Annotated in this window: 16 protein-coding genes; 1 reads left to right on the forward strand and 15 read right to left on the reverse strand. The window is 61.4% G+C overall.

Going from position 1 to position 26,311, the window contains the following annotated elements; genetic code table 11:
- Positions 1–12 precede the first annotated feature (12 nt).
- The 6 genes from NA29_RS23040 to NA29_RS23065 form a co-directional block, all read right to left on the reverse strand.
- Positions 13–690: an aspartate/glutamate racemase family protein gene (locus NA29_RS23040; RefSeq protein WP_039393497.1), complete on the reverse strand. Its 678-nt coding sequence runs from the start codon at positions 688–690 to the stop codon at positions 13–15.
- A 31-nt stretch (positions 691–721) separates the two neighbouring features.
- Positions 722–2,197 carry an MFS transporter gene (locus NA29_RS23045; RefSeq protein WP_039393498.1) on the reverse strand — a complete coding sequence of 492 codons (1,476 nt, stop codon included), beginning with the start codon at positions 2,195–2,197 and terminating at the stop codon, positions 722–724.
- A gap of 233 nt (positions 2,198–2,430) precedes the next feature.
- Positions 2,431–3,273, reverse strand: coding sequence for a MurR/RpiR family transcriptional regulator (locus tag NA29_RS23050; RefSeq protein WP_224786879.1), 843 nt, complete (start codon positions 3,271–3,273; stop codon positions 2,431–2,433).
- Positions 3,274–3,330: 57 nt separating this feature from the next.
- Entirely contained in the window at positions 3,331–4,428 is a 1,098-nt protein-coding gene (locus tag NA29_RS23055; RefSeq protein ID WP_039393501.1) for a M14 family metallopeptidase, read from the reverse strand.
- A gap of 6 nt (positions 4,429–4,434) precedes the next feature.
- Positions 4,435–5,625, reverse strand: a complete 1,191-nt coding sequence (locus tag NA29_RS23060; RefSeq protein ID WP_039393502.1) for a M20 aminoacylase family protein — start codon at positions 5,623–5,625, stop codon at positions 4,435–4,437.
- Between the two features lie 156 nt (positions 5,626–5,781).
- On the reverse strand, positions 5,782–7,125 hold the full coding sequence (locus tag NA29_RS23065) for an MFS transporter (protein ID WP_052252342.1): 1,344 nt from the start codon (positions 7,123–7,125) through the stop codon (positions 5,782–5,784).
- A 200-nt stretch (positions 7,126–7,325) separates the two neighbouring features.
- Here NA29_RS23065 and NA29_RS23070 point away from each other — a divergent pair, with 200 nt between their 5' ends.
- Entirely contained in the window at positions 7,326–8,198 is an 873-nt protein-coding gene (locus NA29_RS23070; RefSeq protein WP_039393504.1) for a LysR family transcriptional regulator, read from the forward strand.
- A 15-nt stretch (positions 8,199–8,213) separates the two neighbouring features.
- On the opposite strand, the gene NA29_RS23075 is transcribed toward NA29_RS23070, so the two are convergent.
- The 9 genes from NA29_RS23075 to NA29_RS23115 form a co-directional block, all read right to left on the reverse strand.
- Positions 8,214–8,765: a hypothetical protein gene (locus NA29_RS23075; protein ID WP_039393506.1), complete on the reverse strand. Its 552-nt coding sequence runs from the start codon at positions 8,763–8,765 to the stop codon at positions 8,214–8,216.
- Positions 8,766–8,857: 92 nt separating this feature from the next.
- On the reverse strand, positions 8,858–9,313 hold the full coding sequence (locus NA29_RS23080; protein ID WP_039393508.1) for a hypothetical protein: 456 nt from the start codon (positions 9,311–9,313) through the stop codon (positions 8,858–8,860).
- A gap of 25 nt (positions 9,314–9,338) precedes the next feature.
- The gene (locus tag NA29_RS23085) at positions 9,339–9,773 is read right to left on the reverse strand and encodes a hypothetical protein (RefSeq protein WP_150777532.1); all 435 of its coding nucleotides are present in this window, start codon (positions 9,771–9,773) and stop codon (positions 9,339–9,341) included.
- 79 nt (positions 9,774–9,852) lie between these two features.
- Positions 9,853–10,215 (reverse strand): immunity 8 family protein, encoded by a 363-nt coding sequence (locus NA29_RS23090; RefSeq protein ID WP_039393510.1) that lies wholly within the window; start codon positions 10,213–10,215, stop codon positions 9,853–9,855.
- A 526-nt stretch (positions 10,216–10,741) separates the two neighbouring features.
- Positions 10,742–11,236, reverse strand: a complete 495-nt coding sequence (locus NA29_RS23100) for a hypothetical protein (protein WP_150777533.1) — start codon at positions 11,234–11,236, stop codon at positions 10,742–10,744.
- A gap of 584 nt (positions 11,237–11,820) precedes the next feature.
- Positions 11,821–12,744 carry a DUF637 domain-containing protein gene (locus NA29_RS23105; protein WP_503423037.1) on the reverse strand — a complete coding sequence of 308 codons (924 nt, stop codon included), beginning with the start codon at positions 12,742–12,744 and terminating at the stop codon, positions 11,821–11,823.
- Between the two features lie 19 nt (positions 12,745–12,763).
- Positions 12,764–13,969: a hypothetical protein gene (locus tag NA29_RS23110; RefSeq protein ID WP_052252343.1), complete on the reverse strand. Its 1,206-nt coding sequence runs from the start codon at positions 13,967–13,969 to the stop codon at positions 12,764–12,766.
- A gap of 53 nt (positions 13,970–14,022) precedes the next feature.
- Positions 14,023–14,382 carry a hypothetical protein gene (locus NA29_RS25900; protein WP_150777534.1) on the reverse strand — a complete coding sequence of 120 codons (360 nt, stop codon included), beginning with the start codon at positions 14,380–14,382 and terminating at the stop codon, positions 14,023–14,025.
- A gap of 53 nt (positions 14,383–14,435) precedes the next feature.
- Positions 14,436–26,264, reverse strand: a complete 11,829-nt coding sequence (locus NA29_RS23115; protein WP_084104078.1) for a two-partner secretion domain-containing protein — start codon at positions 26,262–26,264, stop codon at positions 14,436–14,438.
- Between the last annotated feature and the right edge of the window lie 47 nt (positions 26,265–26,311).

Raw genomic sequence — 26,311 nt, forward strand, 5'->3', positions numbered from 1 at the left:
TGACGATTAAGATCAGGCAGCTTCGTCCAGACGCATTGTCTGAAGCAACGCGCGGCATGCCGCCGGTACCGGACCGATCACCGGCAGGGAGAAGCGCTCGCCGAGCGCCTGCGCCGCCTCGCCCAGCGGGCCGCCACCGATCACGACGGCTTGCGCCCCATCGAGCCGAATGCACGCGTCGACGGCACCGGCAAGGCTGCTTTCCAGTTGCGACGGCACATCCCCCAGCGCCAGCGGATCTCCCGTCGTGAAACGCGCGCCCGTGAAGCTTGCGCCGAGGCCCAGCTTGCGGACGTTCGACGCAATCGAGTCGGCCAGTTGCGGTGTCGTCGTGGCGATGCCGAAACGACGTCCGCCCTCGCCCGCTTCGCGCACCGACGCCGAGCCGATTCCGACCACCGGCACGTCCAGACGGGCACGCAGTGCCTCGATGCCCGGGTCGCCGAACGCGCCGACGATCACGCCGTCCGCCTGCTGCGCGAGCGCGACGATTTGCGGATCGTTCACGGCGTCAGCGGCCACCGCGAGGTCCTGCTCGTCGACGATCATCGGCGCACCGCGCATGACCGTCGCACCAACGACCGTCGGCGGCGACGTCATCACGCTGGCGAAATACGTGCGGGCGATGTCGACCATCATTTGCGTCGTCGCCGTCGACGTGTTGGGATTGATGAGCAGGATGTGGGTCATGGAAATCTCGGCGACTCGGGAAATCGGGAAATCAGGAAGCATGCGAAGCGGATGCGGGGGAGGCTGACGCGTCGGAAGACGTCCTGGCAGCCGCGTGCGGATTACCGTCGCCCGGCACGTCGGGGCCGTCGATGGGCTTGCCGAACGTCTCCGGCGCAAAGGTCAGTGCGATGGCGAACACGGCATACATTGCGGCCATCATCCCGAACATGCCGCCGATGCCGTACTGGTCGAATACGCGACCGGCCACCAGCGGCATCGCCGCACCGGCCAGCGTGCCCAGCGCCAGAATGAACGCCGTGCCGAACGCTCGCACTCGGGTGGGATAGAGTTCCGGCGCGTAGATCCAGATGGACGTATTGAGCAGTAGCACGCAGAACTGGAAAGCTGCACCGAACGCGAGAATCAGGGGCTGCGATTTCGACAAAAACCCAAAGCACAGACCGATCACGCACGCGGCGATAGCGCCGAGCGTCAACACGCGTTTGCGCGGGAAGCGGAAGCCGAAATACGACGCCGTGATCGCGCCGAGCAGACTGCCCGACTGCATCACGATGGTGAACACGAAGCTCTTGCTCAGCGTGTAGCCTTGCGCCATCAGAATCGTCGGCATCAGCGTGAGCACCGAGATCTGCGCGCCATAGGTCATGCACACCGCGATACCGACGGCCACCGTGCGACGCGCCAGCGGTCCGACGAACACTTCGCTCAGACGCACTTTCTCCGCACGGTGCGCGCCGTTCGACGCTTCGCTCAGGTAACGCTTCGTGCCGCCAGTGGCGGACTTGCCCAGCTTGCCGGACGCGAGAATGTTGAGCACCCGGTTAGCCTCTTCCACGCGACCTTTCGAGAGCAGAAAGCGCGGCGTCTCCGGAATAAAGCGACGATAGAGCAGCACGAAGAAGGCCGGGAGCACGAGGCAGCCGAACAACCAGCGCCAGCTATCCGGTCCGGGGAAGAAGGCGAAGACCGCCAGCCCAAACGCCGGTGCGAGCATGTTGCCCAGCCCACCGCCCGCGACGTTGATCGCGCCCACGGCCACGCCACGAAAACGCGATGAGCAGAACTCGGCGAGCATGGTGACGGCAATCGAGATTTCGCCGCCGAGACCGAAGCCGACGATGAAGCGTCCGGCGGCAAGCATCGTGTAGTTCGTCGCCAATGCGCAGATCAGTGCGCCGAGCGTGAACAGCATCAGATTGATGCTCAGCATCGTGCGACGCCCGAAGCGGTCGGCGATGTAGCCCGAACCGAGTCGGCCGATGGCGGCCGCGCCGAACGTCAACGTGTTGAGAAAGCCGATCTGCGCGGCGGAAATGCCCCAGTACTCGCGCAGCAACGGCCCCACAAGGCCGACGGCGTTCTGCTCAAAGACGTCGAACAGAACCCCGAACAGAATCAGTGCGAGGATCTTCTTGTGTGACGGCGTCACGCCAATGTCGTCGAGCGCCCGTTCGAGCTGCTGCAACCTGGGTTCCGACGACGATACGACCACTTCTGCGCCCATCGTAAAACTCCCTGCGCCGCGATTGGCGCCTTTGCGACCGAATTGCCTCGCCCTCTGATGAACCTGTTCTGTTAATATTTTTTCAGATTATTTGTTTTTGAAAATTGTTTTTCATATCAGGGTTTCACCGGACAACACGTACACCACGAACAACACGGACGCGCGTCGGCCTTGGCGGGAGATGCCAATGATGGGGAGGTTTGAGGCGGAGCGCCGTCAGCGACGGCGGTTGGTCAGATTTCGTCGAGTGCGTCGTGGAACGCTTCCACGAGGCCGAGGTGACGACGTCCCGGATTGCCCGCAAGCGTCATCACCTGCGTGACGATCAGGTGGCACAGACCGATCACTGCCGTGTGGTTATCGAGCACGCCGGGGCCTTGCACGTCGCACTGCAACGACCACTTTGCGGGCGTCTTCGTCACGCCATTGCGCTCGGTGACGTAGACGAGATTCGGGCAAGCTTTCGCGAGTTGCGCGACGATCGTCGGCATCTGACGAACGCGACGACGCAGCGCGAACACGATCACGATGTCGTCTGCACCGATACCTGCGAGGTGTTCACCGAGCGTCTCGCCTGCACCGGGAATGACTTGTGCGCTGGGGACGGTTTGCAGCAACTGCCAGCGGAAATACATCGCGAGCGGCAAGCTGGAGCGAAAGCCGACAACCCAGACTTTGCGCGCCGAGAGAATCGCCGCGGCGATCTGTTCGATTTCGTTGGACGAGAGACGTCGATAGGTTGCGTCGATGTTGGCGAGGCTTTGCTGGCGATGCGCACCGACGACGTCGTCGGCCACTGCTTCGGTCGCATGCGCGGTCCCAGCCAACACCAGTGGAGAGCCAGCGCGTTGCTCGGACCGGACGTGCTTGCGTGCATCGTCGAACGACTCGTAACCCAGACGTCGCACGAAGCGCGTGACGGTGGCATTCGAGACCTGAGCCAGCGTGGCCAGCTCTGACGCCGAATACCCCGCCAGATCGCCCGGCAGATCGAGCGCGAATTCGGCCAGACGCCGCTCTGACGGCGAGAGCTGATCGAGCTGATCGCGAATCCGGCCGACGAAAGACTTCTTCACGTGAGATGCCATGAGCGTTTGTGCGGTTAGGGCGGGCTATTGTCGCGCGATTTTGCCCTAACCGGTAGCGCCCTGACGACTCAACCCTGTCACCGCCTGCAAGATGGCCACGCGTGCTTGCCCGAGAATCTGGCCCTGCCACACGCCGTCGTCGAAGCAGAACGCCGCCTGTACAGAGGCGCGAATCGCCGACGCCTGCGCATCCGTCGCCTCGGGATGCCGCCTCAACCACGAATCCGCCCGCAGCATGTGCAGCATGTCGATGAGCGGCACCGTACCGTATTCGATGGCGATGGCGCTCACCTGCGCGTGCTTGGCCGTGTTGTGCAGCGTGTCGAGCAGCGGACCACCGACGTTCGACGCCACCGTCGTGCCGTCGATGGGGCTGGCCAGATCGGCACCCCACCACGCGCGCGCGCGTGCCAACTCTGCGGCGTCGAGACCACCGACGCAGATCTTTTCGCCATGCCCCGGCGGACCGAGACCGGTATGAAAATCAATCCAGCCGATGGCCTCGCAACGCGACCCGTGCGTCTCGATCAGCGTGCGCATCAACCGCGTGCTCCACACAGCCTCGCGTCCCCCGTAGAACAGCCCGTCCGCGAATGCGTACTGTCCAATCGTCAGCGCGCGTTGATACGCCGCTTCGCCGTGCGTTGCGATGTAGTCTGCGATGGCGCGGACGTTATCGTCCGACGGCGGCCACTCCGGCGGCACGAGCAAATCATGCAGATCGGCGTAGGCCGCGTTGACGGGCAGCGGCTGCGTGAAGTCGATGCTGTTGCGGTTCAGATCGACGTTGTCCTCGTTCGTGCGTGACAGCCACGAGAAGCCATACGGATTGATCGCGTGCACGACGAGAATGGCGACGTCTGCCGTCGCGAGGCGTGACTTCAGTCCCTCGTCGCCCAGCAGCGCGATCTGCGCAGCGCTGCCGCAAAACCCCTCTACGCCGTGCGTGCCGGAGGTGAGGATGAGCAAGCGTCGCGCTTCGGGTGAACCGAGACGCACGACGTCCGTCGCAAGCGCCTCACCCTCACGGCCGACGATGTCGGGAATGACATGGCTCGTCACCGCGACACCGGCTTGTCTGGCTGCTGCCGCGAATCGCTCGCGCGCCTGAAGATAGCTGCTGGAAAACGGACTCGTGGTCATCGTGCGTCACTCCGCCAGGAAGGCTTCGGTGAGGCGCACCCAATAGGTCGAACCTAGCGTGAGGACATCGTCGTTGAAGTCGTAGCTCGTGTTGTGCAGCATGCAGGGACCGAGGCCGTGCCCATGCGCCCGATGGTCGCCTGTGCCGTTGCCGATGTAGGCGTAGCAGCCCGGACGCTCCAGCAGGAAGAACGAGAAGTCTTCGGCGCCCATCGTCGGATCGATGGGATCGACGACGTGATCGCGTCCCACGATCTCCTTCATCACGTTAAGCGCAAACTGCGTCTCGGCGGCGGTGTTCACCGTCGGCGGGTAATTGCGGACGAACGAGAACTCGACCGAGCAGCCGTATGCGGCAGCCGTCGATTCGCAGAACTCGCGCATGCGCGTCTCGACCAGATCGAGTACTTCGAGCGAGAAGGTGCGCACCGTGCCCGCGAGCGTCGCGGTATTCGGAATGACGTTGATCGCTTCACCTGCCTGCATCTGCGTGATGGAGAGCACGGCGGCGTCGATGGGGCGCTTGTTGCGCGTCATGATGCTTTGCAGGCCGGTGCCGATTTGCATGGCTGTGAGCACGGGATCGATGCCGTCGTGCGGCATGGCAGCGTGTGCCCCCGTCCCTTTGACGACGATGCGGAATTCATTGCTCGACGCCTGCGTCGCGCCCACACGCGCGCCAAAGCTGCCCGCCGCGAGACCGGGCCAGTTGTGCAGGGCGAAGACTGCGTCGACGGGAAACTTCTCGAACAGACCGTCTTCGAGCATCGCCTTTGCGCCACCGCCGCCCTCTTCCGCCGGTTGGAAGATGAAGACGATGGTGCCGTCGAAATTGCGATGTGCGGCCAGGTGCTGCGCTGCGCCGAGCAGCATGGCGGTGTGGCCGTCGTGACCGCAGGCGTGCATCTTGCCCGCGTATTGCGACGCGTGTTCGAACGTGTTGAGTTCCTGAATCGGCAGCGCATCCATGTCTGCGCGCAGACCGATGACCTTCTTGCCCGTGCCATTGCGCAGCACCCCGACGACGCCCGTTTTACCCAGCCCGCGCGTGACTTCGATGCCCCACGATTCGAGCAGCTTCGCCACGATGTCCGACGTGCGCGCCTCTTCGTAGCGCAGTTCGGGGTGGGCATGGATGTCGCGTCGGATAGCTTGCAGTTCGGCCGAGCGTTCGGCGATTTCGGGAATGATGGACATGACAGTCGTCTCTTGAGAATGCCCCGAAAGGCGCGACGCTCGCCGACTCTGGCGAGAGGTCGTGCGCGTTGGACAGGGGCAGGTTTGGGGAGGTCGTGCGATGGGGGTGCCGACGGGCCATCGAAATGGCCGTCGGGCACCGTGATCGTTGGTGTCTTAGAGCAGAGGTTGCCGCGAGCGGTCCTTGAGCATCAGGATCGTGACGAGGCCCACGGCTGCGCCGAAGAGGCCGTAGTAGACGACGGCGAGCTTGTCGCCCGTCCAGCCGATGAGCAGCGTTGCGATGGCACCGGCGAAACCGCCGAAGATCATCACAGCGAAGTTGTAGCCGATGGCCATCGACGTGGCGCGAACGCGCGACGGGAACAGTTCACACACGAAGGCGCAGTACGAGCCCTGGAACAGCCCGAGCGAGAGCATCAGGCAGCATTGCACGAAGATCAGCATGGGGAGCGTCGGCACGTGGCTGACGGCGAGGAACAGCGGGTACGCGATGATCAGGCTGATGAGTGCGGAGGCCGTCATCGGCTTCTTACGGCCGATGGCATCCGAGATGCGGCCCGAAGCGAACGTCCCCACGATGTAGGCGACGGCCGCGCACAACGACGCGATCACGCTGCTCTTGAAGGGGATGCCCAGCGACTTCGTCGCGTAGCTCGGCATGTAGTAGTAGAAGATGTACGTGCCGATGGTGCCGTACACCGTGAGGCCGAAGCCCGCCAGCACCTGACGCCAGTGTTGCGTGACCGATTCGATGAACGGCGAGCGCTTTTCGGCGTCTTGCTTGCGGGCGTCTTTGAAGACCGGCGATTCGTCCAGACGCGAGCGCACGTAGAGACCGACCGGCACGATGAGCAGACCGATGACGAACGGAATGCGCCAGCCGAACGCGTCGATCTGCTCCGGCGTAAGCGTTTGCGTGATGCCGACGGACACGATGGCGCCGAGCAGCATGCTGCATGCCTGCGCGATCATCTGGAAGCTGCCGTACACGCCACGACGCTCGACCGGCGCATGCTCGACGAGGAACGCCGTGGCGCTCCCCACTTCGCCGCCTGCGGAGAAGCCCTGAAGGAAGCGGCCGATGAGCATGAGCACCGGCGCGGCCATGCCGATTTGTGCGTACGTCGGAGCGAAGGCGATGACGGCGACGCCCAGCGCCATGACGGTGATCGTCAGCAGCAGTGCGGCTTTTCGTCCGTGTTTGTCGGCGTAGGCGCCCAGCACAATGCCACCGAGCGGACGTGTGAGGAAGCCGACACCGAAGGTCGTCCATGCCGCGAGCAGTGCGGCGGTGGGGTTATCGCTGGGGAAGAACTGACGCGCGATGTTCGCCGCGAAAAAGGTGAAGACGGTGAAGTCGAACCATTCGAGCGCATTGCCGACGGTGGACACCGCAATGACCTTGACGTCGATGCGTTTGCCCGCTCGCTCGGCGTGCACGGTATTGCCGGGATTGGCGGTGTTCGTGGCGCTCTCGCGCCCGACCGAAACTTCCATGGGGATACTCCTCTTCTATGAAGTGTGTTCGTGGCAAGCCGACCGCACTCGCTTCGCCCCATTCTGCTTGTGCCAAAAAACCAATAAAAGCTAGAATTTGTGATCCGTCATCGCAACTTATTTGATGAATTGAAGGTGGTTTTCTCTGATCCACCCGAGAATTTTCTCCAGAATATTCAGAGGCTTACCGTGAGTCATCCATGAGCAATCTGCGATTCATGCGGACTTTTGCGGCGGTCGCGAGATATGGCTCGTTCGCTTCGGCAGCCGAACACCTCGCCATGACCCAATCGGCGGTGAGCATGCAAATGCGCGCGCTGGAGGAGGAGTTCGACCATCCGCTGTTCGACCGCGTGGGACGCTCCGTCGCCCTCAATGCGATGGGACGCCTCCTGCTGCCGCATGCCGAGCAGTTGTTAGCGCAGTATCAGACGATGCGCACGCTGGCCGCAGGCATCGAGTCGACCGCCGGGCCGGTGACGATTGGCGCGGTGGAGTCGGCAGTGAGTGCGTTGGCGCGGGCGGTGTCGCAGATCAAGCATGCGCAGCCGCACCTGGAGATATCGATTCAGACGGCGCGGTCGATTGAGTTGACGGCGAAGCTCGACGCCGGGGAGATCGATTGTGCAGTGCTGGTGGAACCATCGGGGAGACGTCCGGCAGGGGTGCGGTGGACGCCGTTGTATCGGGAACCGTTGGTGCTCCTGGCGTCGTCGACGTTGAAGTCTTCGTCGGTGGCGAAGCTGCTGGAGACGGAACGGTTTCTGCGATTTGATCGGACGCAACGGACAGGGGCGCTGATCGATCGCGCAGTGCGCCGTCAGCATGTGAAGGTCAGCGACTTTCTGGAGCTTTCGTCCATCGAAGGGATCGTGGCGCTGGTACGGCAACGGGTCGGTGTGGCAGTGGTACCGATGCTCAGAAGCGCGTCATGGGCGCATGAAGATGCGCTGCGTGTGATTCCATTACCCGGCGTGACGGAACAACGGAGCATCGGACTGCTGGAACGGACGCGGCATGATAAGGCCGGGATTACTGCGGCGATTGCGCAGCAGGTAATGGCGCAGGGGTGAGATGGCAGGGACGGACTAAGGAAGCGTTATGTCGAACGATGAATTCGCATCCACATTGAGCGTCAACCGGCCGCCACCCTCCAGGAATTGATAGGCTTCCAGCCCAATCCAGTAGCCATTCAGTCGTACCTTGAACGTCGTCTTAATTGACGATAAGAATTTCCTCATCAGCTGTTGCCCCAGAGCACCCTCTGACCAAGTCTGGATCAAGCCGTTGATGAGTACCTCACCCTCCCAAAATCCGCCCGCATTCAGCTCCACTCCTTCCGGACAGTTTCCCAACTCATAGTCTTCGACCGTCTCGTCACGGTATGTTCTTGCGACGGGGTCTACGCGGGTAAATCGATTAACAACGATGTATCGCTCACAACTACTCGTTTGTCCACGAACGGCATCCCCAAGCCTAGGAATATCGACCGCTGACTCGTATCGCCCCACATCCCCGCGATACTCCGGGAACAAGCTCTGGTGCGAGCGAACGTATGTGACGGGTATCTTTCTCTCGACGAGGTCAGTGACAGCCAGCATGTCATTTCTTGTCGCAAAAAAGTGAATTCGCTTCATCATCCCAAGTCTTTCCCGTTGCTTGGCCAAGCCGACACTGAGTTGAATACTTAGTGGCCGTGAATGCATCGACTCGATGCGGTCAACTCTTGGCACTACGCCGTGTCATGCTCAGGCAACCAACCGTCCTCTATTCTCTTGATGAGCAGGGTATCGTTCCAAATTCCGCGAATTGGGAGCTTCCGCTGATCTTCCGTGATTTCGCCAACCATCCATTCGCGCTCCCCATCCCAAAGCCACCAATTTTCGACTTTCTTCGTCACTGAGTGACGAATTCCGGCTCGGAAAATCGGCATCTTCTGGGAATGCTCAGGAATTTTGAATCTCCCGATCTTCGCCGTAAGCTTTCGCCTGAGCGCCGCAGCGACGGGAAAAAATATCCAGAAATTCGTCTCTTTGTCGACGAGCGCGCTCATATCTTCGGGACATTCGGAGTAAATCCCTGGCAGCACCCTGATCATCCACCCCATTTGTGGATTCTTGCTTACGTACTGAAAGTAGGCGTCACCTTTTGATGTGCTGATCGAGAACACGTCACCAAATCTGATCACTTACTCCTCCTGGAAAGCGAGAGGGTTACATAACAGGCAATTGCTTCGCACTCTCTAAAAATACCCCCTCAGCCACGACCACTGCCTCCGCACCTCGAGACGGCTCGATCACCGCTACGGTTAGACGTCCCTCCTTGATCGCGCGCAGCGTACGCTCCAAGCTTTCAGATGAAGGGCGAATCGTCGCGTCCGAGAACGAATTGGACCAAACGATCAATTCCCCAAGTCTTCCGTCTTCGAACGTATGCCAAGGAGTCGCCCTGACTCTGCATACAACGTTTTGAACAACAAAATCCGATAGCCTAAACGACACGACGCCCAGAAACTCCAGCCAGGATTTCGCACCAGATGTTTGGACAAACCCAATCCGAAGACTTCCTGCCAATCTGTCCACGTCGATCGAGAAGATCTCCGCGTCGTGAAGCGCATGAAGAAGTTCGCCTGTGATGGGCTCTTTCAACTTGACCTCCATTGTTCGAAACGAAATCCGAGCCTTAACTTGGTGCCCATGAAACCGGCAGCGGCCCAAGGTGGTCCCGTTACCGATCCTGATAATCCTCAAACTCCCATGCACCAACTCGGCTCAACTTTGCGGCAATGTCCGCCCAATCGTCACCGTCGACAGCTGCTACGTAACGTTCAATAGCTGTCTTAATGGCGTCGTAATCGTAAACCTCGACGAACAGCATATGCCTGCCCCACAGCGGACTTTGAGTGGCACACTGCGCCTTAAGCCATTCCGGCGTGCAAACGTGGATGTCGAACGATTCGGAACTCGCCTCACCTTGTGGACCAATGTAGGCTCGAATCCATGTACCGAAGTTCGACACATCATCTGGCCAGTAGTCGATCAATCTGTCTTCCAACAGCAAGGAATGCAACGATTTGATTTCAGCTTTCATGGTGTGATATTCAGACGTCCGTTGCTAATCGGCCTACTACTGGGCGTGGGCTTCGATTCAAAATTTACCTGCAGTGGCACAGGAACTGTTCAGCTTCTCTCACGGCCGCCGATTCGACTGCTGCCCGTCTCTTGCACCCAGTGCGAGTGCCAGTAGGCATTGAGCGTCTGCGCGCCGTTGACCACCGGACCGCTGACGTTGATCGTTTGCGAGCAAGCACATCTCTGGAGACCACAGGCCAGGCCAATCTACCAATTTCCAAATATGATGCTTGCATAGTCACGCCCCGTTCTTAGGCCGGCCTAACAACACGAAAATTTTCAGCCATCGCTCCTGGCCGCCTTAACGGCTGTTATCCAATCGTCCCACTGAGCGGGGTCATTTGGACCGCCATCAGTCCATAACGTCTGAGCCATTCCACTAAGCATTATTGCGATGTCTTCGCTCCGACGTCCGCCTCTCTCATAGTACTGCTCTATAAATTTGAACATCGCGCGGTACGCTTCATTAATGGTCAGCGAGCCATTCATCTTATTCTCCTTGTCTTGTCGGTGAAGCCAATCCGGCTCTGGAGTCGAATGTCCTTGGCGTCTTTTGTCCCGCCGTAGGTCACTTGCCCTCCTCGCATTGCTACCCACTTCTGAGTGCCGTCCGAATTAAGTGACGGGTCGTTGCTCGCCAGAATCTGTCCGCCTGCGGACAGCGCTGTGAAGTTCTCCGGCCGGTATACCTGCGGCATTAGCGCCGTGACCGTCGGGCATTTCGCATTACCCGTTGCCGCGCATCCCGGCTCAGGTACTGTCTGCTCGACGTACCACAGCATCGGTTGCGACAACCCTGCAACCTGCTCAGGCGTCAGTGCTTGGCCCAACTGGATGTTGTTCGTCTTCGCGTACTCCACCGCGTTGCCGTATAGCACCAGCTTCTGCTGGTCGTTCACCGTCAACTGCGAGGTGCTGTCCGTCGACAAACCATTGATGAAGCTCGCCTTGCCCGTTTGCAACGACGCTGGCAGGTTCACTTTAGGGGCAACTCCCGAACAACCTCCCCAACAAGTCCGCCCCCGAAACTACCTCATCCGAAATTCGGCCACCCACCGAATATACTTTTCAGTACAACGCCATGGACGAAAATCAGCAATCTTGCGAGGCGAAATCAGAAAAAATTTCTTGAGTTCGCGTCATCGATGGTTACATGACTGATAGGTCTATGATCAGGCTACGGCTGAAGATCTCACCGTCTACGCTTCTAATAAGGAGATCAGATCAGCCGCATTAATCGAATCGACATTCGAAAGGTGCACTCTTCTCCATGACGCTCGCGGCCAGGTCATTGCCCCCCCAAAGATGGGAATCCGTTGAGCATTGCATATACCAGTACAATTGCCACGGGGAAAGTCACGAGCCCTTGGATTCGCATCCATCTAATTGCTTTCGGAGAGCGAATATCTTCAACAGATATTCCATAAAGAAATCTGAGGTAGCCCACCCATATACGGCTTTTACTCACAATATCTGCAACAGACCTCGGAAAAAAAAGGAATGCCATCGAGACCACGGTAAAAATAACCACGAGCGTTGACAGTAGCAAGCGGATATACATGTTTCACCATTGAATTCCAAGTTGAATAAGCGGCCAACTGTAGCCTACACCGACGCCCGGCGTTTGAACGGTTCCACCGAGGCGGGACGGTGAATCACTTCCCGGTGACGCTGGTGATGAAACAGTTGTGCCAATAAACACACCTGCGTTGTAGCTCCATCCACTTAACCAGTCTTTGAGGGCGGCCGCGTCCGGCACCGTCTGATCTCCAGTCCACCCAATCGCCCATGCTTTGCCACTGACGTTCGGCAGGCCGAACCCAACACTAGGACCACCGTATATTTCCCCATATCGATCCAGCGTTGCCGTAACGCCAACAAACGGAATCGGGGTTGGCGCCGTAATTGAAACGTAGTCTGGCGCTCGCCATCCCGCGATTATCTTACTCGCGAGATCCGAGCAAGACTCCGGGTGCCCAAGGCAATTGTTGATCGCTTCGTTCTGCGCCGAAAGTGCCCCTGCCGCCGCATTCTGTCCCGCTAGCCCGGCGACGCCTCCTCCGGCCAAACTCGCAATCGCGCCGAAGAGTGAAATTTGCGCTGCATTTAGGCCACGTCCTTCGGATATCAAAGCGTTCACCAGGAACGGAGTAAGTGCGGCACTGACTGCTCCTCCAATAGCTCCGCCCGCGCAACCGGTGCCTAACGCCGCTGAACTTGCGCACCCCAGCACTGCATGCGCGCCCACATAACCCAGCTCCCCCAACGACTTCGTCCCCAAGTCGCCGATTTGGTAAGCCAGCGCGGCACTCAGATTGCTGACTCCACTTGCCTTCAACGCATCAAGGAAACTCCCACCCTGAATCGTCGATTGCACGCCTGCCTGAATCACAGACTGACCTAGGATCGCAACGCCCTGAGTAATTGAGAAGCCTGCTGACGCCGTACCTGCCTGGCTCGCCGTACCTTCGACGAAAGTCGGCTTCACGCCCGCGAGGCTGGCCAGGCTATTCGGAGACGCCGTCGTCGAGAACCCCAATCCATCGGCACTCGAATACGTGATCCCGTTCAGCAAACCCGGCCGTAACCGCCGCCGACAGGCCCGTCTTGAGCACCGAGCCGAAGTCCAGCGAGCCGGTGAACATGACTTGCGTGAGGGTGGAACTCGCCATGGCGGTAAGCGCTGCGCTCGCCATCACGTTGCCCAGTCCGCCCGCTATGAATGTCGCGGCCGTCGTGCCCAGTTGGGCTGCGATCATTCCCGAGAACAGCGGACCTAGTGCTGCACCCGTCATGGCGGCCGCCATGATCATCCCAACCTGCTGAATCCCGAAGCTGCCGCCCTGCTTCACGAAATCCGTATGCAGGTCGTTCTGCAGCGTCTGCTGGACGAAGTTGTCGCCTAGTTGTGCAGCAACACCCGCAATGAACGCTTGCGTTGCCGCTTGGTCGACTTGACCGTTCGGGTCTAAGAGTTGGAGTGCCCCACCGATCTGATTGAACTGATCGACGTTCAGCGTCAACCCGCCCGCTGCTGCGCTCATGAAGCCGCCCGGCTGCACCATCGTGCCGGTGGTCTTCAGGTAGCCCGCGTCCTTGATGTAGCTCCAGATTTCACCGACGTCCACCACGTTCGCGCGGTTCGTCAGCGTGCCGGTGTTGACCGTCAGTGTCCCGCCTGAGGTGATAGAACCCGTGTTCAGGATGCTGCCGCCCGTCGCCGTGCTGCCGAAGTTCAGCGACAGGTCGTTACTCGCCAGAATCTGCCCGCCTGCGGACAGCGCTGTGAAGTTCTCCGGCAGGTATACCTGCGGCATTAGCGCCGTCACCGTCGGGCATTTCGCATTGCCTGTTGCCGCGCATCCCGGCTCAGGGACCGTCTGCTCGACGTACCACAGCATCGGTTGCGACAACCCTGCCACCTGCTCAGGTGTCAGTGCTTGGCCCAACTGGATGTTGTTCGTCTTCGCGTACTCCACCGCGTTGCCGTACAGCACCAGCTTCTGCTGGTCGTTCACCGTCAACTGTGACGTGCTGTCCGTCGACAAACCATTGATGAAGCTCGCCTTGCCCGTTTGCATCAGGGCCGCTTGCTGGAGTTGAATTGCTTCTTGCTGTGGAGAGAAGTAGAACGTCGTCGTGCGCGGTTGCAACGACGCGGGCAAGTTCGAGATCAGTACTTGCGGGGACACCGGATCGAGCGTTGCACCCAATCCGTCTCGCCGCTGCCCCTGCTACCGCCTAGTGCCAATATCGAACAACTCTTTCAATTCCCCATCGGAAACATTCCCAAGATATTCCTAAGAGAAAAATGATCGTTTCCTGGCGGAGTCCAAAATGGCAATCTATCAATGCCGACTCTAACAATTTGAGCTCGCCTTTTCAGGTCATCTGGTGGCAAGTTCATTTCATTATCTGTGGTCACTTCGTGCAACTCATCGAGTGACAGCGCCGACGCCACTCCACTCAACCTCCCCACTAGAAATTGATTCGTAACGACAGTCCAAGTATCAGAATCGAGCCAAAATACCAACAAGGGATCACCGTAGCCATCAATGTTCGAAGCAATTTCCCTCCCACCCTCTTTGTTTTTCCCGCAGAACTCATTCCACAGTCGAGATTTCATACCTAGCTTCCCGGCGCGCCACAATATTCTATTCTCGTACCAATCGCTTTTTTTCATTTTTTATTAACGGGAAATTTGATTATGTAATCACCAGTTGAGCTTGGTTTCTTGACGACCTGACCACCGTAGAGACTTCTTCCGCTTTTTGCGAAGCTTTCCAATAGTGCATCCAACTTAGGATTGGCGAGGAACCCGGAATCCACTTCCACTGAAGTTGCTCCTAAGGTTCCAGCATAGTTCACCAACGTTTGTACGTCGTTGTAACTCATCGTATTGGTTATACCAATCTTCACTTTGGCGACTCCATCGTCGCCCACCTTAACTGCGTCTAGATTAACACCGAGGTTCTGGGCGGCCGACTTTACCGCCGACGTGGTGTTGGCCCCAGCTCCGCTTTGGTTGCCGACAGATGCAATTATGTTCGAACCGCCACAGTCAGTGCAGATAGGCGACGAGGTCCCGGTGTTTCCCCACTGCCCCAGTTGATTCGGCAGTTCAGTTCCAAATATCTCCTGCACAAACGTCGGGAACGAGGTTATAAGTGCCTGCCATTTGGCTCGTTCGTCCGGAGAAACAGTTGTCGTCGGCCCCGAAAACTCGTCAGATTGATTTGGTTTTGACGTTCCGGGCGCGCCTGCAGGCTTCTGCAACTGGCTCATAGCAACCAGAACCGCAAGAAACAAGATGGCATGCAGCGCACTGTTGTTGACGGCCTCGTTCTGAGCTGCCGTAGCACCCGCGTTTGCGTTTTGTCCCAGTGCTCCCGCCGCTATGCCCCCCGCTAGCGACGCCATGCTACCAAGCAAAGCGATTTGATCTGGGCGAAGTGCGGAACCTTGATTTTGCGCGATTGAATTGGCAACCCAAGACGCCAGCAGTGCACTTGTGGCCCCGCCAATCGCCCCTCCTGCGCACCCCGTTCCCGACGCGGCAGAGCTTGCACATCCCAAAGCGGCATGCGTCAACGACGAGCCCAGTGCGACTTTGATTTGATCGGGGAACTCCGTAGAAAACGCATCTCCGAACACCCCACGCAGTTTCGCGTCACCAATCTGATACGCTAACGCCGCGCTGAGATTGCTGATCCCACTCGCCTTCAACGCATCAAGGAAACTCCCCCCTTGAATCGTCGACTGCACACCAGCTTGAATCGCGGACACACCCGCCATCGCCGCCAGTTGCCGCGCTATGTCACTGGTCGTCGATTTCACCGCATTGCTTGCGATCCCCTCTGCGATGCTCGGGTTCGTCCCCGCCAGATTTGCGAGGCTGTCCGACGATGTTCCTGTTGAGAAACCGAATCCGTCGGCGTCGCTATACGTAATGCCTCGGGTCAGCCCCGCGGTAAGCGCCGATGCCGCGCCCGCCGTCAGTACGGCTCCAAAGTTGAGCTTGCCGTTGGTCATCACTTGCGACGCGGCCGAAGCGAACGCGCTGGCGGCAAATGCCGATGCCATTGCATTGCCCAACGTCCCCGCTGCGAACAGCCCGCTGGAGAACAAGCCACCGGTTGCCGAGACAGCGGCTGTCTCAGCCATGGTTGCCGTCCCGCCCTGCATTAGTGCTGTTACCGCAGCGTCAAGTGCTGCTTGCTGTGCACCGGTTTCCGCTGTCGCCAATGCTAGCGATGCCCCCTGCGTTGCGATAACCGTCATGGCCATGATGACGAGCATCCCAATCTGCTGGATGCCAAAGTCACCACCCTGCTTCACGAAATCTGTATGCAGGTCGTTCTGCAGCGTCTGCTGGACGAAGTTGTCGCCCAGTTGTGCAGCAACGCCCGCGATGAAGGCTTGCGTCGCCGCTTGGTCGACTTGACCGTTCGAGTCTAAGAGTTGGAGTGCCCCACCGATCTGGTTGAACTGATCGACGTTCAGCGTCAACCCACCCGCTGCTGCGCTCATGAAGCCGCCCGGCTGCACCATCGTGCCGGTCGTCTTCAGGTAGCCGGCGTCCTTGATGTAGCTCCAGATTTCACCAACGTCCACCACGTTCGCGCGGTTCGTCAGCGTCCCGGTGTTGACCGTCAGTGTCCCGCCTGAGGTGATCGAACCCGTATTCAGGATGCTGCCGCCCGTCGCCGTGCTGCCGAAGTTCAGCGACAGATCGTTACTCGCCAGAATCTGTCCGCCTGCGGACAGCGCTGTGAAGTTCTCCGGCAGGTATACCTGCGGCATTAGCGCCGTCACCGTCGGGCATTTCGCATTGCCTGTTGCCGCGCATCCCGGCTCAGGTACCGTCTGCTCGACGTACCACAGCATCGGTTGCGACAACCCTGCCACCTGCTCAGGCGTCAGTGCCTGACCCAACTGGATGTTGTTCGTCTTCGCGTACTCCACCGCGTTGCCGTACAGCACCAGCTTCTGCTGGTCGTTGACCGTCAACTGCGAGGTGCTATCCGTCGACAAACCATTGATGAAGCTCGCCTTGCCCGTTTGCATCAGGGCCGCTTGCTGGAGTTGAATCGCTTCTTGCTGTGGTGAGAAGTAGAACGTCGTCGTGCTAGGTTGCAGCGACGCTGGTAAGTTCGAGATCAGGACTTGCGGGGACACCGGATCGAGCGTTGCGCCCAATCCACCCACGATGTAGTTCGGGCCGTTCTGCTGGCCTGTGGCACCCGTCAGGATTGACGACCCTGCGCCGCCGAGGCTCGCTGGAATCGTCAAATTCAGGCCACCGTTTGCCGGAGCCAGACTGATCACCTGCGGTGCGTTGCCGACTTGCGGCGTGTAGGTGTTCGCCGTCGTGATCCCGTTCACCAAGCTCGTGCCTGTAAGCGACACCGACTGACCCACCACGTTGCCCACGTTGACGATCTGACCGCCTGACGTCACCGTCAGATTGGGCGCTTGAATCGTCGCCGCGATGTTGCCCACCGGTGTCGGCGGGTTGATGACCCCGCCTACGCTCGTATAAGCATCCCCATACAGCGACGTACATTCCGCAGCACTGCCACAACTCCACACATCATGACGCTTGTCCGACTCGAACATGCCCGTCTCTTGCACCCAGTGCGAGTGCCAGTAGGCATTGAGCGTCTGCGCGCTGTTGACCACCGGACCACTGACGTTGATCGTCGCGTTAAGGCCCGCTGTGATCAGGCTGCCGACGTTCGTCAGCGACCCCGCGTTGATCGTCAGATTGTTCCCCGCGCCGATGATCGACGAGTTGCCTGACTGCTGATCGACGTATGCCTCGCAGTAGCTTTCCTTGTAACCACCCGCCGTCATACAGCCCGAGTACTTTTCGAGCTTGCCGTAGTTCTCGTGCACCTGAACCGGCGGCGGCAGCGTGTTCGTGATGCCACCTGCGACGTTCAGCGTCAGGTTGTTACCCGCGAGGATGTTGCCTGATGTATTGGTGAGCGAGTCGGCTGCGGTGGTGCCCGTCGCCGACGAGCCAACCCCGCCGATTACAAGATCGTGACCCGCAATCAGATCGCCGTACTTGTTTTTGATCGTGCCCGCAGCAATCGTCAGGTTGTTGCCCGCGATGATTGCAGCGTTGTTCTGGGCGTAGGTGAATGAGGTGGTGTTCGGGTTCTCGCCACGAATCTCGTTCCCCTTGTAGCAAGCGGCGATACTCGTACCCGGAGCACATCCGGCTTGCGTCGTGAACTGCTGCGTATTCCCGCCCTGATTCGTCAGACTGGCTGCTGTGATACTGACGTTGTTCTGGGCGTAGATCATGCCCTCGTTCACCAGATTACCGCCAGCGATGCTCAGATTGTTCGCCGCCGTCATGAGGCCGGTCGATGACGACCAATTGATCGCCGACGTGGATGTCGGTGCAGTCGAGTTTGCGTTGATCGTGAAACGCACGTCGGGCGACGCACCCGTCGGCCCACTATCTTGCGCTGGCGCCAGAACGAAATCACCCAACGAGTTCAACTGATTCAGGAACGCCGTGTACTGCCCCTGATCGACCCAATTGACGACGTTGCTCGTCGTGGTCGGCACAATTGCACCGTTCGACATCGATCCCACATTGAGCGTCAGATTCCGACCCGCACCGATCTGCCCGCCCTTATTCGAAAGGTTCGCCGTGGTGATCGAGATGTCGCCCCCCGCCACCATGCTGCCTTTCTCGCCCATCTGCAACGTGGAACTGGTTTGGTAGACCGTGGGCAACGCAATCGGAACGCTCGCCTGCGCACCGGCAATCGGACTGGCGCTGACTTTCCAGTAGGTGAAGCTGACGTAGTCGTCCCCGCTCTGCTTCGTCCCCGTGAGCTTATTGAGATAGACAGTCCCGCTGCCCGCGAGGGGATCGGTCACACCGACCGTGCAAATGCTCGGACCGAAAAGTGCGCACGTCTGACCTTCCCACGGATTCGCACCTGCGGGCTTGCCCTGCGCCGTCGCCCCGGTAGGCGAGAGCAAATCGCCGAGTGTTGCGTCCGCGTGTCGATTCACCGGAGACGGCGTTCCCGGGTCCCCTTCACTGACGTTGATGCGCGGCCCGTCATAGGAAATCCAATCGCGGCTCCCCACCAGACCGCTCCACAAAAGCGTTGGATCGGTGATGACGCTATTGGTGGTGGTCAGGCCGCTGCCCGCCGCCTGATCATTAATCACCGCCCCTGCATTCACCGTCAGGTTGTTCCCTGCGATGATCGTGCCGCCGATGTTGTTCAGCGTGCCCGGCAACGAGAACGTGATGTCGCCCGCCGCCTGCGTCTTTGCACCGGCGTTCGTGAAGTTACCGCCGGTCGCGCTCAGGTTGCGGTTCGCTTCGATCAGACCGCTGTTGATGACGTCGCGCGTCAACGACAGATCGCGGTCGGCGTGAATCGTCGCGCCCACACCATTGATCGTCGCCGCGTTGATCGTCACATCGCTGCCACCCACCACGCTGCCGATGTTCGTGAACCAGCCATTACTCGCAAGCGTCAGCGCACCGTTGCTCTGAATCGTGCCGCTGTTCAGGAACGACGCCAGCCCCGTCAGTACCGTGTTCGCACCGCCCAGTTGCAGCAACCCGGTGTTGTTGATGACGTTGGCCGTGATCGACATGGTGCCGCCAGCCTGCAACGCACCACCCGTCACATCGAACGTCGCCGCGCCCATCGACGCTGCAAGATTGCGCGTCGCGGCCAGCTCGCCACCCGCCGTCGTGACCGTGCCCGCGCCGTTGACCGTCAGCGCAAGATCCGCGCTCGCCGGTGATGCGCCCGTCACGTCGCCCGCGAGGATCATGCCGCCGTTGTTGTTCAACCCGCCGACGTTGAGCGTGACGCCGTTCGCGCCGAGCACCGTCCCGGTGTTGGTGAGCGCACCGCTCGCCGTGACCGACGTCGTGCTGCCGTTCATCAACCCGTTGTTGACGATATTGCCGGTGGACGTCAGCGTCAGTGCCTTCGTCGACGCCAGTTGTCCGCCCGCCTCGTTGACAATACCGCCCGCGTTCACCGACAACGGCCCGGCGCTCAGTACCGACGCACCGGCTGAGTTGGTGAACGTGCCCGCGCCTGCATTGAAGGTCGTCGCGCCATTGATGAGCGCGAGGCCGTGCGTCCTGATCCATTGCGTCGCCGTCACGTCCAATGCGCCGCCGACGATCATCGCGCCCGTATCGACACGTGCGCCGCTCAGCTTCGCGTCTTTGGTGACAAAGAGTTGCCCGCCGCTTGCGTCAAGTGCGCCGGTTGCCGTGACAGTGAAGGATTTGGATGCCGTCGTGGCACCGGTGATGACAACGTTGCCACCATTAAGCGTCATGTCGCCGACGACGGTGTTGGTACCTCCCAACGTGAGCGTTTGACCCGCACGCAGCGCGACGGTGTCGTTACCAGAGACGTTTGCGACGCTGAGATTGCCGCTCTGCGCGGTCAACGTCATCGCGCCCATGCTCGACACGCCTTGCAGTGCCGTCAGATGCGTCGCGGCAGTCGCATCGAGTGTGCCGCCCACGAGCACCTTGTCCAGCGTCAGACTGCCCGACGTGCTGGTGAGCGATGCCTTGCCCATCGAGGTCAGTGCGCCAAGCGACATGTCGCCCGCCGACGTCACCTTCACATCACCCGCCGTATCGACGCCGCCAAGCGTCAGCTTGCCGCCCGACGTGATCGACACATCCTTGCCGAACGTCAGCGCTCCATTGCTGCCGGTGATGTCGCCGCCGGATTGCAACGTCGCCACGCCCTTGCCGATCAGGTGTCCGCCCAACGCCATCGTCGTGCCGGACGTCAGCATCGTGTCGCCGTTGACTTGCGCAGCCCCCATCGTCAGCGCACTGCCCGCCTTCGCCGTGAAGTTCTGAATCGCAGTCACGGGGCCAGTCAGCGTGACGCTGCCTTGCGTCGCGGTTAGTGCGATGTCCTGATTCGCCGACAGCGCGCCGGTCACGCTCAGGTCTCGCGCAGCGGTGACGGTCACGCCCTCACCCGCAGTCACTGCGCCGCCGAGCGTCACATCGCGTCCTGCGTTGACCGTCAGGCCGGTGCCTGCGCCGACGTCGCCCGCAACGCGAACGTCACCCGTACCGCCCGCCGTGAGCGTGGCTGACTTGCCCGCCTGGATAGCGCCCACAGACAGGTCGCCCGTCGTGGTCATCGTCAGGGCATCGCCTGCGACGACGGTTCCTGTGACTTGTGTCGCACCACCTGACACGGTGGTGAGACCACCATTGCCAAACGTGAGCGACGTAGCGCTGAGCTTGCCGCCTGCGGTCAGCAGCCCGGCGACGGCATCTGCGACGACGCTGCGCACGTTGCCCAACGTCATATCGCCGCCGGACGTCAGACGCACCAGACCGTTGGCCGTCGTGTCGCCTTGCATCGTCAGTGACTTGCCCGCATTGACGCTCACGTCGCCCTGCGCGCCTGCATTGCCCGTCGTGATTGCGCCGTTCGCCGCCGTCAGCGTGAGGTTGCGCTCGGAAGCCGTGTCGCCTTGCAGACGAATGTCGCCCGTCGCAGCGCTCACCTTGACGTTATCGCCACCGACTGTCTTGCCGGTCACGGCGACATCGCGTGCGCCGGTCAGCGTCACCGTGCCGAGTGCGGCGGCGTCGCCAGTGATGGCCACATCGCCACCATCCGCCGCTACCGTCAGAGCCTTGGTCGCCTGCACGTTATGCAGACCCGCGTTGTTCGCGGCGTGGACGTCGACGTTCTGGCCGGACAGTGCGCCCGTCAGCGCTGTGTTGCGCCCAGCATCGAGTGCGACGTCGCCACCGAACAATGCCGTGCCGTCCCCGAGGATGTCGCGACCGGCGCGCAGCGCACCGATGCCCTGCACGTTGGTTTGCCCCGTCAGCGTGAGATCGTTGGTAGCGGACGCACGCAAGTCGCCCTGCACGCTCAGCTTGCCGCCAAGCGTTGCGTTGCCCACGCTCGTCGCCAGCAACGCACCGGCAGTCGTCACCTCACCACTGATGGCGAGATCGCCCATCCGCGTGATCAGCGAGAGATCACCCATCGTGAGTGCCGTCCCCGTCACCGACAGATTGCGTTGTGCGGTCAGTTCGCACGCCGCACCGCACGCCACGCTGCCTGCAAGGAGGATATCGCGCGCGGCCGTCGCCGAGAACGCATTCGGCGACGACACTGCACCGTTGAAGACGATGTCACCCGGACCACCCAGCGCGCCCGCCGTGCCGGTCGTCGTGACCTTGATGCCGGTGGCCGAGTTGAGGACGCCGAACGTCGCATTGCCTCCCGCTGTCACGTCGATGGCATTCGCCTGCACGCCGCCCGTGAGTCGCGTGTCGCCCGCCGATGCGAGTGTGGCGTTACCCGTGAAGACTGCCTTGCTGGTGCCGTCGCCAGTGTCGAGCAACGTGCGGCCCGCTGTCAGGTTCGCATTCACGCCGAGCAACACCGCGCCGAGTTGCAGATCGCGTCCGGCGTTGATCGTGACGTCGCGCAACGCACTCGTCGACTGACCCAGCGCAACGTCTTGTGCTGCGTTGAAGAAGAGATTCGACCCGCCACTCACACCGCCCGTCGCGCGAATGCTGCCGCCGCGCGCCGTCAGGTTAGCGTCGCCGACCGACTGAATCGCGCCGCCCACCACGATGTCGCGCTGCGCATTGAGCGTGGTGCCCGCGCCGCCGCCGAGCGTACCCGCCACGGTGATGTCGCGCGCGGCTTGCAACGACACCGTGCCCGGTGCGCCGGATTCACCATTGACGATCACGTCACCACCGCCCGCGAGACCCTTGGCGGTCAGTGTCAACGCGCCGGTCGACTGCGCATTTTTGACGGTCACGCTGTTGCCCGCGACGACCGTCAGACCACCGCCCTGCAACAGACCGCTCTGGTCGACGTCGCGCGCGGCGCCCACGTCGAGCGCACCGGCGAACGACGCCGAGCCTGCGCCGCTCACGTCACGGCCTGCATCGATGCGTCCGGTGCCCTGACCGTTCAACGCACCCTGGACGATTGTGTCGCGACCCGAGGTCAGCGCCGTGTTGCCCGCGACCGCCGTCAGCCCATCCATGACAACGTCCGTCCCTGCTGATGCGGTCAGTTGCGCACCCACGCCGAGCTTGCCCTGCGCGTCGACGTTGACACTGCCTTGCGTTGCCGTGAGCGTCGCATCCTTCGCCGTGCGGACGGTGCCCGTGATGTTCACGTCGCGTGCGCCGGTGAGCGTGGCGTTTTCGCCCGTCTGCAAGATGCCTGCGACTGTGACGTCGCGCGCGCCCTTCAAATTGACTGCGCCGACCACGCTCGATTCACCATTGACGACGACGTCGCCACCGCCCGCGTTGCCGTTGGCCGATACCGAGAACAGGCCATTAGACGTGACGCTGGAAACGGTCGCGTTGTTGCCCGCCGTCACACTCACGCCGTTGCCCTGCAAAACGCCGGACAGATTGACGTTGCGGCTCGCGCCGAGCGTTGCGGTGTTGGTGAACGCTGAAGCCCCTGTGCCGACGAGATCACGTCCGGCTTGCAGGACACCCGCGAGTCCGACCAGCGCGCCATTCAGCACGATGTCCTGTCCTGCGGTGACCGTGGCGTTGCCGATGGCGCTCGTCTGCAGTGCGCCGAGCGTCACGGATTGCCCGGCAGTCAATGCAAGCTGACTATTCGTGCTCAGGTTCGCGGTCGTGTTTAGATTGCCAGACGTCGCGGTAATCGCCACGTCACCGACGGCCGCCACACCACCGTCGAGTTGTGCGTCACGCTGTGCCGTGACGACGAGCTTGTCGTTCGCCTCAACCTTGCCGGTGCTGGCAATGACGACATCGCGCGCGGCATTCAACGTCGCCACACCGAAGGACGCCAACGGTCCGGCCACGCGGATGTCGCCGCTGCCGTCGAGACCGCGCGCCAGCACGTCGAGCGTGCCGCCGGTCTGGACATCGCCCAGCGTGACCGCGTTGCGGCTTGTGACGACGAGGTTCGCCGTCTGCAACTTGCCGCCAAGCGTGGCGTTCGCACCGGACGTCAGCCAGGTGTCGCCGAGGAAATGCGCGCCGCCGCCGATGTCGAGATTGCCACCGGCGTCGAGCTTGCCGGTGCGTTGGCCGGACACGTTGCCCGTCACGCGCATGTCGCCGCCGGATTGCAGGGCGACGTCGCCCGCGGCGCTCGCGCTGCCAGCCACGTCGATTGTCGTACCGGCCTTCACCTTGATGTCCGCGCTCGCCTGAATCGTGCCGGGAACGGTAACGGCATTGCCCGCAGTGATCGTCAGCGCGTTCGTGGTGCCCGCCGTCTGAAGCGAGCCCGCGACGTCGACGTCGCGCGAGGCGTTCAGTGTTACGGCATCCGCACCCGCCGTGGTGCCGTTCACGAGAATGTCGCGCGCCGCCGTGAGCGCCGCCGCGCCGTAAAACGAGACCTTGCCTTGCAGGGCGATGTCGCCACCGCCTGCATTGCCCAACGCACGCAATGCGGCGACACCGGTGCTCTGCACATCGGCCAGCGAGATGCCGTTCGCGGCTTCGACGTCCAGCCCGCCTGCGAGCAACGCCCCGGTCAGCGAGATGTCGCCCCCGGCGCGCAATGTGGCATCGGTGCCGAAAGCGAGCTTACCTTTGCCTGTGACGTCGCTGCCTGCGTGCAGCGTCGCGTCGGCTTGGCCGAGCAACGTGCCGTCGACGTTCAGCGTGTCGCCCGCGCTCAGGCGTGCGGTGCCGCTCGACGCCACGTCGCCCTGCACGTCGAGGCGGCGATTCGACGTCATGTCGAGTTGTGCGCCGGACGCCAGCGTGCCGTCGATGCGCGTGTCGCCCCCCGATTGCGTCGATACCGCGCTGTGGCCCGTCAGACGTGCACCCTGTGCGATCTGGAAATCGCCACCGGTGACGATAGACACGTTACCTGTGGCGCCCGTGCTGTCGGTGACGACAAGACTGCGCGCAGCGTTTGCGACGAGGGTGCCGCCCACCGTCACCGGTCCCGTCAGACGGATATCGCCCAGCGCACTGTCTTGCGTCGCGAGCAACAGATTGCCGCCGATTTGCGCGTCCTTCAGCGCCAGCGCCTTCGTCGCACTCAACGCGGTGTCGCCGTTCGACTGAACGTTCGCGAGCGTGAGATTGCCGCCCGCCTGCACGTCCATCGCCTTGCCCGATTGCAGCGAACCGGCCGACGTCACATCGCCAGTCGCCGTCAGCCGATAGCCGGTCTCACCGAGTCCCGTGCCGGTGAGCGCGACGTTGCCCGCACTCGTCATCTGCACCTGCTGCTGGGCTGCGTGGTTAGCGACGGTCAAATCGCCGCCCGAAGACAGCGTGAGGTCGCCCGTCGTCGACGCGAGATCGCCCGCCATGCGCACACCGAGACCTGCCGTCGTGCCGATGACCTGAATCTGTCCGGCGGTCATTGCGCCGAAGCGCGTCGCGTCGATGGCGAACGCTTGTGCGTTGCCCGTCGCGCTCTGGATGGCCTGCGCCGTATTGGCCGCGCCGTTGGCCGACGTGATGTAGCGCGTGCCCGTGCCGTCTACGGCACCCGTCAGGACCTGTTGATTGCCGGTGATGACGTTGATGCGCGTGCCCGCGTACAGGGGCGCATTGATGCCAACCGTCTGTCCGATGAGATCGATCGCGCCGACAGTGCCTTCGATGCCACTGCCGGGACCGTTCATTCCGGCGTTCCCTTCCAATTGGATGTGGCCGCTGTTGACGTTGTAGCCGAGCGCGTTGGCGTTCGCGAAATCGGTGGGTGTGCCGCCCGGCCCGGAGAGGAACTGCGGTGTACCGGTCGTAAGCGTGACACCGATGGTGTTGGTGAAGCCCGCGCCACGCACGGAGATGCCGTTCGGGTTCGCAATGATCACCGTGGCGGGCGCGCCGAAGACTTCGAGCGGACCGTTGAGTGCCGATGCGTAAGCGCCGCCGGACGACGTCACCTGATTGACGATGGTGCTCGCGGTGCGGCCCGACAGATTCGGGTTGGCGGCAATCGCGCCGCCGTTGAGCGACGTGCCGTTGAGCAGACTGTTGTTGAGGATCAGGCCCGCGGCGTCGACGTTAAAGCTCTGATACTGATTGAGCGAGATGCCGGCGGCGTTCGGGGCCGTGATGTTGACGACGGGTACGCCGTTGCCGCTCGTGGTGATCTTCGGTGCAAAGACGACCGGGGCGGTCGGATCGGTGATCGGCGCGGCGGACGCTGTCTGCATGTCGACGTGAAGACGCAACGACGCGAGCGAGCGCAGCACCGTCAGGGCGGTCTCGTCGAAGCCCGCTTTCCCGGCGGCATTCGCCGCCAACTCGCGTGCGGCCGACTGACTCAGTTCGAACGTTACTGAGATGGGGCTGACGAGCAGCGTCAGCGCAACGCAGGCCGCAATGGCTCGCTGCCACACACGTATCGCAGGCTTCTCCGGGAAGTGGAAATCGATCGCCTCGTCGTCGACATTCATCGACTGACGTGCGTTTTCTCCAGCTTCGGTGATTCCTCGCGAAGATGCGTTCATGGCGTGACCTGTTCGTTTTTTGGACGTGCGTACCGCGAGGCCGCCAC

It is taken from the genome of Pandoraea sputorum, from assembly GCF_000814845.2.
Classification (GTDB): Bacteria; Pseudomonadota; Gammaproteobacteria; order Burkholderiales; family Burkholderiaceae; genus Pandoraea; species Pandoraea sputorum.